Source organism: Roseibium album (assembly GCF_965233825.1).
GTDB lineage: Bacteria > Pseudomonadota > Alphaproteobacteria > Rhizobiales > Stappiaceae > Roseibium > Roseibium album.
On record NZ_OZ247583.1, the window covers coordinates 4,869,423 to 4,881,784 of the forward strand.

Below are 12,362 nucleotides of genomic sequence, written 5' to 3' on the forward strand. Positions count from 1 at the left end.
TTTCCGAAATGTCATGCAGGAATTCTTGACCCGAACCGAACACGTCCATACTTTCGCCTCACCTTGAATTGTTTAATCTTCCCGGTACCGGACAGGAGTTACGACTTGCTGCTTTCCTCGCCCGCTTCTGCCTTTTTTCCAAAGCAGTCGCTTTTGCGTCTCCTGCGCAAGGCAGTGGCTATTGTGTGTTCCTTGGCAATTGTGTTGCCGATGGTCGTAGTTCCCGCAAATGCTCAGCGGGGCAAGATTCCCATTGTTCGCGACGCAGAGACGGAAGCTCTGTTGAAAGACTATGCGAAACCGATCTTCAAGGCTGCGGGCATTGCACATTCGGAGCCGGAAATCATTCTGGTCAACAACAAAAGCTTCAACGCCTTCGTTCCCGATTCACGCCGCATGTTCATTAACATCGGTGTCCTTATGGAAGCCGAGGCGCCAAGTGAAGTGATCGGTGTCATTGCCCACGAAACCGGTCACATAGCCGGGCGACATCTGGTTCGCTTGCGTGCCGCTGCTGCAAATGCCCAGATCATAGCGGTTATCGGCATGCTGTTGGGTGCAGGCGCAGCCGCAGCGGGCGCTGCTTCGGGTTCAGGCCAGGCCGCGTCCGGCGGCGCTGCTGCTGCTTTGGGAGCAACATCAGTCGGCAAAAGATCATTGCTTTCCTACCAGCGTGGCGAAGAAGCCGCGGCTGACCGGGCAGCTCTTAAATATCTCAATGCAACCGGGCAAAGTCCGCGGGGCATGCTGAAGACCTTCCAGCGCATGTCCGAACAACAGTTGTTTTCCCGTCAATATGCAGACCCTTATGCACAAAGCCATCCAATGGCCCAGGAACGGTACAACGGTCTTTTGAACCAGGCGCAGAAATCCAAGTACTTCAATCAACCGGAAGACTATGTACTCCAATACCGGCACGATCAGGTGCGCGCCAAGCTTTTTGCCTTTTCCAGTCATCCTTCGGCGACATTGCGCGCCTTCCCTCGAAGTGACAAGAGCCCTGCTGCACAATACGCGAGGGCAATTGCGGCAATGAAAAGCCGCGGCAAAGGTGCCGTAAAGGAAATCGATGCCCTGATCCGGACGCAACCCAACAACCCGTACTATTACGAACTGAAGGGTCAGGCGCTGCTGGAAGGCGGAGACCCGAAGCGGGCGATTGCGCCGTTCCGCAAGGCCTTGTCTTTCAAACCGAACGAACCGCAGTTCCTCGTTTGGCTCGGTTATGCTCTGGTTGGCGCAAACAATCCGGCCTATCTGCCGGAAGCAGAACGCGTGCTGAAAAAAGCCATTCAACGGGATTCAAATTCCGGCGTTGCCTATGGCCAGCTTGCCATAGCCCATGGCCGGCAAGGCGAGCGAGCCGAAGCAGATCTGGCAACGGCGAAAGGTTTGATGGTGCGCGGCGACTTCGACGCAGCGAAACGCTATGCGGCGCGTGCTCAAAAAAGTTTGAAGCGTGGATCGCCGGCATGGGTTCAAGCAGACGACATTGTAGCGTACAAACCACCGGATCTGCCGAATCGCCGGTGATACCGAAAATCACGCATGGTGGTGGAGACTGGACATTCCGACCACCAAAGGAGTTTTCAATGGCCCAACTTTTCACACTTTCGCAGCGACTGTGTCCCCCAGTGGTTCTGCGCATACTTTCTGCAGCGGCACTGATCCTGTCCTTGATGGCGGGAACCGTGGCGGCGCAGGACCTCAATCGCGGCGACGTTGAAAAGATCGTGCGTGATTACCTGCTCGAAAACCCGGAGATCATAGCCGAGGCTCTCAACGAGCTTCAGCGCCGCGAACAGGAAGCCGAAGAAGCCGCCCGTCTGCAGGTGCTCAGCGATAGTGCCGACGTCCTTTTCAATTCCACCCGTCAGGTGGTCCTCGGGAATCCGGAAGGGTCTGTCACAATCGTGGAATTTTTCGACTATAACTGTGGCTACTGCAAGCGCGCCTATGGCGACATGGTCAGGCTGATTGATGAAAATCCTGATCTCAAAGTCGTCCTGAAGGAATTTCCGGTGCTTGGTCAGGGCTCGATCGAAGCCGCACAGGTGGCGGTCGCCGTAAACTCGGTCGCGCCGGATAAATACGGTGATTTTCACGAAGCTCTGCTTCTGAGCCGTGGCCAGGCCAACCTGTCGAGCGCGATGGCTGCTGCGACAGGAGCAGGTGTTTCCGAAGCCGATCTCCAGGCTGCCATGGCAACCGATGAGGCGGGCCAGACCATCGAGGAAGTCTACGCGTTGGCAAACCGTCTCGGACTGACAGGAACACCATCCTACGTCGTTGGAAACGAAGTCGTGATGGGCGCGGTGGGATATGACCAGCTGACCGCCAAACTGAGTGCCTTGAAGAATTGCGGCGAGGCAACCTGCTGAGCAACAAACACGCAAGGCTGTTGGAAACCGCATCCCGGCGTTATCAATGGGAAATCAGGGGTTTTCCTGACACAATTGAATCCCTATAAGAAGCTTGGCCCGCATTCGGCCGAATGCGGGCCAATGATCTGTTACCGCCACATTTTGGCGGAACAAAAAGTGCGGATTGAACCGGATTTTGCTTGGAGAATTCCTCGTAAAACCCGGAAACTGCCGGAAGGACGTCGCCGAAGAGGGGCATCCGGTATCAGTCAATCAGATTTCCCCGCTTTTTGTGGAGCGAGTACGAGAGCCAAACGATATGATGCGTAATGATAACAAGAAGTTCGACACGGCCCTGATCCGGGATCTCGCAGTTCTGCTTGACGAAACGAACCTTTCCGAGATCGAACTGGAACAGGGCGATACACGCATCCGTGTTGCCCGCCAGGTATCGATAAATGCACCGGTCAACGTTCCCGCGTCGGCAGCCATCGCTTCGGCGGCCCCTGTCGCTTCCGCACCTGTGGCAACGCCGGTGGATCCCGTCGCGGAAAAGCCGACACAGTCGGGACTGACCGTCACTTCGCCTATGGTTGGCACTGCTTATCTTTCGCCTGAACCTGGCACTGCAGCTTTCATTCAGGTTGGTGACCAGGTCACCGAGGGCCAGACGATTTTGATCATTGAAGCCATGAAAACCATGAACAATATTCCTTCCACCAAAACGGGCACTGTCAAACAGATCCTTGTCGACGATGCCCAGCCGGTGGAATTCGGCGAACCGCTCATAGTCGTCGAATAAGGAGCCGCCAGGGCCATGTTCTCCAAAATTCTTATCGCCAATCGGGGTGAAATCGCTCTGCGCATTCTGCGCGCGTGTAAAGAGCTCGGCATTCCAACGGTTGCCGTACATTCGACGGCGGACGCCGATGCCATGCATGTGCGCTTGGCAGATGAAAGCGTTTGTATCGGACCACCCGCTGCCCGCGACAGTTATCTCAACATTCCGCAACTGCTCGCCGCGTGTGAGATAACCGGTGCCGATGCCGTCCATCCGGGCTATGGCTTTTTGTCCGAAAATGCCCGCTTTGCGGAAATACTGGAAGCACACAATATCGAGTTCATTGGCCCGACCGCTGAACATATTCGCGTCATGGGAGACAAGATCCAGGCCAAGCAGACTGCCAGGGATCTCGGCATCCCGGTGGTTCCGGGATCTGACGGCGAAGTCACTGCCGACGACGATGCCCATGCGATTGCCAGGCAAATCGGCTATCCGGTGCTTGTGAAGGCTGCGGCCGGTGGCGGCGGACGCGGCATGAAGGTTGCCAAGAGCGAGGCTGAACTGGATACGGCGCTGTCCACCGCCCGCTCTGAAGCCAAGGCATCGTTCGGCGACGATGCTCTTTACATGGAAAAGTACCTCGGCAAACCCCGCCACATCGAAATCCAGGTTCTGGGTGACGGCAAGGGAAATGCCGTCCATCTCGGCGAACGTGATTGCTCCTTGCAGCGCCGCCACCAGAAGGTCCTTGAAGAAGCCCCCTCGCCCAGTCTCAACGCAGAACAGCGTCACAAGATAGGTCAGATTGTCGCCGATGCGATGCGCGAGCTGAAATATCGGGGCGTCGGTACCGTTGAGTTTCTTTACGAGAACGGCGAATTCTATTTCATTGAAATGAACACCCGTCTTCAGGTCGAGCATCCGGTCACCGAAATGATCACAGGCATCGATCTCGTCAACGAGCAGATCCGCATCGCCGCAGGCGGTGATCTGGACATGACCCAGGAAGACATTAAATTCGACGGCCATGCTATCGAATGCCGCATCAACGCGGAAGATCCCGTGACTTTCGCTCCATCACCTGGAACGATAACCTACTATCATCCGCCAGGAGGTCTTGGTGTGCGGGTCGATTCAGGCGTCTATCAGGGCTACAAGATTCCACCCTATTATGACAGTCTGATCGGCAAGCTGATCGTTCATGGCCGCAATCGTGTGGAATGCATGATGCGCTTGCGCCGATGTCTTGACGAATTTGTGGTTGACGAAATCAAGTCGACTATTCCGCTTTTCCGCGATTTGGTGGACAATCAGGATATAGCGAACGGTCAGTACGACATCCACTGGCTGGAAAAATACCTGGCTGACAAGTCGAACTGACCGGGTTCTGGCGAAGGGGACAGTCCCTTCCACCCGGAAAGCGAGGCCTCATGGCTGGTTACAAAGACGATATTGTAATGGAAATAACACCGCAGGTGCTTCTCAAAGCCTATGCCTGCGGCCTGTTCCCCATGGCTGAATCCGCAGATGATCCGGGCTTGTTCTGGCTGGAGCCTGAGCACCGCGGAATTCTGCCGCTTGCCGATTTTCATATGCCACGGCGATTGAGACGCACGATACGAAATGATGTCTTCGAAATTCGGGTCAGCACTGATTTCCAGGGCATTATTGACGGTTGTGCGGAACCGATGCCGGGTCGTCAGAAAACCTGGATAAACCGGGAAATCCGACGGCTCTACGGAGAGCTGTTCGAGATGGGGCATTGCCACACGGTCGAAGCCTGGCAGCACGGCGAACTTGTGGGTGGACTTTACGGTGTCAGCCTGAACGGTGCCTTCTTCGGCGAAAGCATGTTTACCTTCCGGACCGATGCGTCAAAGGTGTGTCTTGCACATCTCGTCGCCCGACTGATCGTCGGCGGTTACTCCCTGCTGGACACCCAGTTTGTGACCGATCATCTGACCAGGTTCGGCACACAGGAGGTCTCGCAGGCCGACTACAACAGTCTGCTGGCCGAGGCTCTCAAGCTCGAAACCGACTATTACGCGTTATCGCCCCAGGCAACTGGCCAGGAGGTATTGACAGTTCTGGACTCCTGGCATTCCGAATAACTGTTTGTCATCCAGGCTGAATTCGTGCCTTCCGCAGACAACCGCTATTGCTGACATTTGAGATTGGTCTCCGCGCAACTCCTGCGAGCTTACTTGGTTGTATTTGCTAAAAAAACGATTATTGATAGAATTCCCCAACGTAATCCTTGTTTTAGGGAAACAACATGGCTGGGGACATCAAGGACGCCGCCGACAGCAAGGCGGCGGACAAAACCAAACTGGACACCCGCGTGAGCGGTCAACCCAGGCAGGGGCATCAACCTTCGACCGAGAAAAACATTGCCGGACAAGAGACCGGTGAGTTGACCGACGCGTCTGCAACAAACGAGTCGACAGGTTTTCGTTCGGATTTCAAGCAAGCAACCGGGAAGATCAAGGACATGGCGACGCTCATGTTCGCCGACGCCGATCCGCCCAGTGATCCTCAAAACATGATCAAGGACGAAAAATTCAATGAGGATCTGAATACCCTCACCAGCTTGCATTCATTTCTGATCCGCGAAGCAACATCCCTTCCGGAAAATTTCAAGCTCGGACGGCTGAACCGTCTCAAGGCTGCTGGCCCCGGTCAAAAGGGCCGTGCGCCCGATCAAGGCGAATGGGAAGCACTCGAGGAGAAAACACAGGTCCTGTTTGCACACTTGAGCGACGCCGACAGGAAGAGTTACCTGGCTTCCCAGATGCCTAACTTTCTGCCCAGACTTGCGGTCTGGCTGGTTGTTGTTTCGATCGGATCAATGATCCTGTCGGTTTTCATGGCGGAAGTCACGCTCCTCAGCAAAGGCCTCGACGGCGCGCTCATGGTCCTGTTTTTTCTGCTCTGGCTCATGTCTCTGGGGGCAATTGGCTCTGCGGCATTCATAGGATTCAACGCAATCGCTGTGACAAGTGATATCACGTTCGATATCTCCGACTCCCGTCTCATTGTGCAAAGGATTGTGCTTGGTGCGCTGTTTGCACTTTTTTTCACGCTTCCATTTGGTTTTCACGAGTTTCTTGCGTTTGTAAAAAGCCTCAGCGCCGCGGCTCTCAACAAGACAACCGTTCCGACAAAGTCGGAAGTTGCGTTCACCAATCAGTCCATGCTGCTGATCATGCCCTTCGTGCTGGGTTACAGCACCTCGCTGGTCATCCTGATCCTGAACCGGATCATCTCGTCGGCAAGCACCCTGTTCGGTGCCCACGAAACACCGGCAAAGGCCAAAGCCAGAAGCAAGTCGGCTTGAAAGTCGACCAGTCTTTGATGCTGTACACGATCACACAAAAAAAGCCCCGCGAAAGCGGGGCTCGCCTGTACTTGCAATATCGGTCACTCAGCCGCCCGGTGTCCACGCATCGTAGTCACCAGTCACTTCGGGACGTTTTTCCGGTGTCAGAATCGAACCGTGTGGGCGGTAGGCCGCCGGTGATCCGGTGTGGTTGACCTCATGCGGCTTCTGCCAGTGTTTCGGATGGTAGGTCTCGTCTGAAGGAGGGGTATCGACCCTGTGGTGCATCCAGCCATGCCAACCCGGAGGAATTGCCGAGGCTTCTGCGAGGCCGTTGTAGATCACCCATCGTTTCTTGCCGCCACGTTCCTTGTAATACTTGTTGCCGGCTGTATCCTCGCCGACAAATTCACCTTTGCGCCAGGTGAAGAAGCGGGTTCCCATGGTCTGGCTGTTCCACCAGGTAAAGACTTCAAGCAGCAGGTTTTTCATGGCCCTTGAAAGGTCCCTTGATAGCATATGACTTGAGCCCGGACGGGCAATGCCCACGGCCGGATTTTGGCGGACTATGGCGTCAAGAGTAGCGTCTGTCCAGTGCCGGGCTGCCGCAGGGTCGGAGAAATCGACCTAATCCGCACGACGATCTGCAAACGAGGCTGCCGGATTGGATTTTCCGGGATATGCCCTGCTGGTCAGTGCAGCTTCAGGTCTTTGGATTTTACATATTCCGCATTACGGATGTGTTTGGCAGCGGCGGACTGCTGCTTCTTCACACCACCTTTCTTCACCCCTGCAAACACGGGCTCCTTTTTCTCTTGCCTGTCAAATTCCTCTTCGACAACCTCCTCAACCTCAGCGCGTTTTTGTATCGCTTTCTTGTGTTGAATGCGTGCACCGGCCAGCGTTTGCATTTTTTCCGCCTGCTCATCCATGGATTTCTGGATGCCATTGATGTTGTAGAAGCCGGAATGCTCAAGGATCATCGGCCGGTCGTCAGTCAACAGCCATCTGAGTCGCTTGTACAAGGTTGACGGCGAAAGCGGCTTGACGAGTACATGGTGTGCGCCTGCACGCAGGGCCTTGTCGACCAGGGGTCGTGTACCGTGTGCCGTGATGAAGAGAATCGGCACATAGCAAAGGGGTTCCATGTGACGGTGCCGGACGAGTCGCAAAAACTGGTATCCGGATGTCGGTTCCATCCGCCAATCGGTCAGAATCACGTTCGGTGGCTCAGCGAGGCTCGCTTCAAGAGCCTCTTCGACCGAATCAAACACCCGCACCCGCGCTACCTTGAAGCTGAGAAGAATCGATCGGATGATCGTCTGCATTGGCTTGCTGTCTTCCACGACGACCGCGTCGATATCTTCCATCGCAAGGCCAAAGGCGGCGTGATGCTTCATGTAATGCGGATCCCTTTCCCTCTCGTTTCCGCACTTAATCAGACCTGGCTTAAACCGGGTTGAAACCACCGACCTCCATTTTCGTCAAATTTTCATAAAAGCGGGATGATCGTCATCCACAGCGAAGTTCGGGCATGGGTCCGGCACTTCTGCAATGGGAATGCAAGCGCAAATTATCAAGCGTTCCTGCTGTCCCCGCTCCACTCCCCGCAATCCACACAGGCACACAATATTTTGCGTTTGCCCACAATGTTGGCACAAGCTGTTGTCACTCACGCCTTGACCTTAAGAATTCATTTACATTACCTTTCCTATCATTGCGATGTGCGTAGTCGGGAGCCTTTCCGGGCGCTCCGGTCATCCAAAACACTAAAGTATCAGCGTACAGCTTCCGCGTTTTACAGGTAAACCGGGAGAGGAGTTTCTGCGCGCCGAATACAAGGCGCACATCGTGACAAACCTGTTGATGAACACTATATATAGTGCATCACGATGAAAGAAACGCTACATACAGACGGCGCCAGTAGGCGAAAGGGTGACGCCCGGCGATGGGACTGACGACATCGTCTTTCCGGGTGAGAAGCGGAATACACCGGTTCGGGCCGAACCGGTCGGGGACACAAGGGGACTTAGAGAATGCGGATTGAGCGGCGCTATACCAAGGAAGGGCAATCGCCCTACGCCGGCATTGAATTTCGGACTGCGACGAGCGAGATTCGCAATCCGGACGGATCGATCGTCTTCCGTCTGGAGGACATCCAGGTTCCAGCCCAGTTCTCCCAGGTTGCCTCGGACATTCTGGCTCAGAAATATTTCCGCAAGGCAGGTGTGCCTGCCAGACTGAAACCGGTCGAAGAAAACACCGTCCCGTCCTGGCTGTGGCGCCGTGAAGCTGATGACAGCGCAATGGACGACCTGCCGGAAGATCAACGCTACGGCTCTGAAATCGATGGCCGTCAGGTTTTTGATCGCCTCGCCGGCACCTGGACCTATTGGGGCTGGAAGGGCGGCTATTTCGACCAGGAAGCAGATGCGCAGGCGTTTTATGACGAATTGCGCTACATGCTGGCGACTCAAAAGGTGGCACCGAATTCACCGCAATGGTTCAATACCGGTCTGCACTGGGCATATGGCATCGACGGTCCGAGCCAGGGGCACTTTTATGTCGACTTTCAGACCGGCAAGCTGACCAAGTCGAAAACCGCCTACGAGCATCCTCAGCCGCATGCCTGCTTTATCCAATCCGTGCAGGATGATCTCGTAAATGAAGGCGGTATCATGGACCTTTGGGTCCGCGAAGCGCGCCTCTTCAAATACGGTTCCGGCACCGGCTCAAACTTCTCCCATGTCCGCTCCGAAGGCGAAAGGCTCTCCGGTGGCGGCAAGTCTTCGGGTCTGATGAGCTTCCTGAAGATCGGCGACCGTGCAGCCGGTGCGATCAAGTCCGGTGGGACGACCCGCCGTGCGGCAAAGATGGTCGTCGTGGATGTCGATCACCCCGATATCGAGGAATACGTCAACTGGAAGGTCAAGGAAGAGCAGAAAGTGGCGGCGCTCGTCACCGGCTCCAGGATCTGCCAGAAGCACCTGTCTGCCATAATGCGCGCCTGCGTGAATTGCGAGGCGGATAACGGTGACTGCTTTGATCCGGCCAAGAACCCGGCCCTGAAGCGTGAAATCCGTGCCGCGAAAAAAATGATGGTGCCGGAAAACTATATCCAGCGCGTCATTCAGTTCGCCAGACAGGGCTTTACCAAGATCGAATTCCCGACCTACAACACGGACTGGGATTCCGAAGCCTATCTGACGGTCGCCGGACAGAATTCCAACAACTCCGTACGTGTGACCGACGGTTTTCTCTCTGCCGTCATCCAGGACAGCGAATGGGACCTGACTGCGCGCCGCACGGGTAAAACCCTGAAAACCGTGAAGGCAAAGGAACTCTGGGAGCAGATCGGCTACGCGGCCTGGGCCTCAGCCGATCCTGGCCTGCAGTACCACACGACCATCAACGACTGGCATACCTGCCTTGCTGATGGCGAGATCCGTGCGTCGAACCCGTGCTCGGAATACATGTTCCTCGATGACACGGCCTGCAATCTTGCCTCCCTGAACCTGATGCAGTTTCGCAAGGAAGATCGCTCTTTCGACATCGACAGCTACGAGCACGCGGTACGTCTGTGGACGGTCGTGCTCGAGATCTCGGTCCTGATGGCGCAGTTCCCTTCCAAGGAAATCGCGGAGCTGTCCTACAAGTTCCGCACGCTGGGTCTCGGCTATGCCAATATCGGCGGCTTGCTGATGACTTCCGGTATTCCTTACGACTCGGCCGAAGGCCGCGCGATTTGCGGAGCACTGACCGCCGTCATGACCGGTGTTGCCTACGAAACGTCCGCGGAGATGGCCGGCGAACTGGGGTCTTTCCCCGGCTACAAGAAAAACGCCAAGCACATGCTCAGGGTCATTCGCAACCACCGCCGCGCCGCTCATGGCGAAGAAAGTGGATACGAAGGTCTCAACACGAATCCCGTTGCTCTCGATCATGCGTCCTGCCCGGACCAGGTGATGGTGGAGCGGGCAAGGAAGGCCTGGGACCGGGCTCTTGAACTCGGCGAAAAGAACGGCTTCCGCAACGCCCAGTCAACCGTGATTGCGCCAACAGGCACAATCGGGCTTGTCATGGACTGCGACACCACGGGCATTGAGCCGGACTTTGCTCTTGTCAAGTTCAAGAAACTGGCCGGCGGCGGATATTTCAAGATCATCAACCGTGCTGTTCCCGAGGCCCTTCGCGCACTTGGATATTCAGAAAGCGAAATCGGCGAAATTGAAGCCTATGCGGTCGGTCACGGAACCATTGACCAGGCCCCCGGAATCAATCCGGCGAGCCTGACGACCAAAGGGTTTTCCGAGGAAAGTCTCGGCAAATTGAAAGACGGCATGAAGTCGGCCTTCGACATCAAGTTCGTTTTCAACCGCTGGACCCTCGGCGATGAACAGATGAAGGCACTTGGCGTCTCCGACGAGCAGCTGGAAGACCAGGAATTCGATCTTCTGTCCTTCCTCGGCTATTCAAAGAGCGAGATCGAAGCGGCCAACACGCATGTTTGCGGCGCGATGACCCTGGAAGGTGCCCCCTTCCTCAAGGAAGAGCACTACCCGATCTTCGATTGTGCCAATCCGTGCGGCCGTATCGGCAAGCGCTTCCTGTCGGTCGAAAGCCACATTCGCATGATGGCAGCGGCTCAGCCTTTCATTTCCGGCGCGATCTCCAAGACGATCAACATGCCGAACGATGCAACGGTTGAGGACTGCAAGGAAGCCTACATGCTTTCCTGGAAGCTGGCCCTCAAGGCAAATGCGCTTTATCGTGACGGCTCCAAACTGTCCCAGCCTCTCAATTCCCAACTCCTGGCCGACGACGACGAAGATCAGGATGAGGTTGCTGAAGAACTTGCAGCCAAGCCGTTGGCGGCGAAGGCTGAAGTTGTGGCAGAACGCATCGTCGAACGGATCGTTGAACGTGTTGTCCGCGAACAGGAAAAACTGCCGGCGCGCCGCAAGGGCTACACCCAGAAGGCCAAGATCGGCGGCCATACCGTGTTCCTGCGCACGGGCGAATACCATGACGGTCGCCTCGGCGAGATCTTCCTCGACATGAACAAGGAAGGCTCGGCACTGCGTGCCTTCATCAACAACTTCGCCATCTCCGTCTCGCTCGGCCTGCAATACGGTGTGCCGCTGGAAGAGTATGTCGATGCGTTCACCTTCACCAAGTTCGAACCGGCTGGCATGGTTCAGGGCAATGATGCGATCAAGAACGCAACGTCGATCCTCGACTACGTGTTCCGGGAACTTGCAGTGTCCTACCTTGGGCGTCACGACCTCGCCCATGTCCCGCCGGAGATTTTCGGCACCTCTGGAGACAACGCGTCTTCCGGCGACGATCGCGGTCAAAGCGGCCAGATTGTCTCGCACGGTCTTGTCCGCGGACAAACCGAACGCTTCCGGCTGGTGTCCAGCGTGGGTGAACCTGCAGGCGAAACCACCGAGGCCATCTCGGTCCAGACCGCCAATACACCCGCCGCACAGGTCTCCGCTGTTGCAACGGCCTTTGCACGGGGCTCTGAAGGCGTCGCAGCTGTTGAAATCAGCACGACCCCTGCTCCGCAGGTCTCCTCAGCGGCCCAGCAGATCGCCCAGGCGCGCATGAAGGGCTACGAGGGCGAAAGTTGCGCCGAATGCGGCAACTTCACCATGGTCCGCAATGGTACCTGCCTGAAGTGCGACACCTGCGGCTCGACAAGCGGCTGCAGCTGACGGTTCAGTCGGGAGTGCGCCAAGGCCGGCAACCACCGGCCATAGCGCGGCTCCCGGCGCCCAGACAAGACCCGCCCATCGGAAACGATCGGGCGGGTTTTCGTTTTCAGATATGAACTGTAGAGTTTCGCCGAAAGCAGCTGCTTGAAGCCGATGTGACGAAGTTTGAATTGCCA

General features: G+C 56.1%; 9 protein-coding genes. 7 read left to right on the plus strand and 2 right to left on the minus strand.

Annotated features, from left to right (window positions below):
- Positions 1-105: 105 nt before the first annotated feature.
- From ACO6TI_RS22175 to ACO6TI_RS22200, 6 genes are all read left to right on the plus strand, one after another.
- Entirely contained in the window at positions 106-1,533 is a 1,428-nt protein-coding gene (locus tag ACO6TI_RS22175) for a M48 family metalloprotease (protein ID WP_281931919.1), read from the plus strand.
- 59 nt (positions 1,534-1,592) lie between these two features.
- Positions 1,593-2,381, plus strand: a complete 789-nt coding sequence (locus tag ACO6TI_RS22180) for a DsbA family protein (RefSeq protein WP_196879997.1) — start codon at positions 1,593-1,595, stop codon at positions 2,379-2,381.
- 304 nt (positions 2,382-2,685) lie between these two features.
- Positions 2,686-3,165 carry an acetyl-CoA carboxylase biotin carboxyl carrier protein gene (gene accB, locus ACO6TI_RS22185; RefSeq protein ID WP_196895246.1) on the plus strand — a complete coding sequence of 160 codons (480 nt, stop codon included), beginning with the start codon at positions 2,686-2,688 and terminating at the stop codon, positions 3,163-3,165.
- Between the two features lie 15 nt (positions 3,166-3,180).
- A complete protein-coding gene (gene accC / locus ACO6TI_RS22190; RefSeq protein ID WP_055121138.1) occupies positions 3,181-4,527 on the plus strand; it encodes an acetyl-CoA carboxylase biotin carboxylase subunit in 1,347 nt (448 codons plus the stop codon).
- A 50-nt stretch (positions 4,528-4,577) separates the two neighbouring features.
- A complete protein-coding gene (aat, locus tag ACO6TI_RS22195) occupies positions 4,578-5,258 on the plus strand; it encodes a leucyl/phenylalanyl-tRNA--protein transferase (RefSeq protein ID WP_104704006.1) in 681 nt (226 codons plus the stop codon).
- A 164-nt stretch (positions 5,259-5,422) separates the two neighbouring features.
- Positions 5,423-6,484, plus strand: coding sequence for a hypothetical protein (locus ACO6TI_RS22200; RefSeq protein ID WP_197000654.1), 1,062 nt, complete (start codon positions 5,423-5,425; stop codon positions 6,482-6,484).
- A gap of 87 nt (positions 6,485-6,571) precedes the next feature.
- Here the strand turns inward: ACO6TI_RS22200 and ACO6TI_RS22205 are convergent, their stop codons facing one another.
- Both ACO6TI_RS22205 and ACO6TI_RS22210 read right to left on the minus strand, forming a co-directional pair.
- Entirely contained in the window at positions 6,572-6,958 is a 387-nt protein-coding gene (locus ACO6TI_RS22205; RefSeq protein WP_196918165.1) for an NADH:ubiquinone oxidoreductase subunit NDUFA12, read from the minus strand.
- Between the two features lie 200 nt (positions 6,959-7,158).
- The gene (locus ACO6TI_RS22210) at positions 7,159-7,866 is read right to left on the minus strand and encodes a response regulator (RefSeq protein WP_173937374.1); all 708 of its coding nucleotides are present in this window, start codon (positions 7,864-7,866) and stop codon (positions 7,159-7,161) included.
- A gap of 636 nt (positions 7,867-8,502) precedes the next feature.
- Between ACO6TI_RS22210 and ACO6TI_RS22215 the strand changes: the two genes are divergently transcribed.
- Positions 8,503-12,186, plus strand: a complete 3,684-nt coding sequence (locus ACO6TI_RS22215) for a vitamin B12-dependent ribonucleotide reductase (protein ID WP_422383394.1) — start codon at positions 8,503-8,505, stop codon at positions 12,184-12,186.
- The last annotated feature ends 176 nt before the right edge of the window (positions 12,187-12,362 follow it).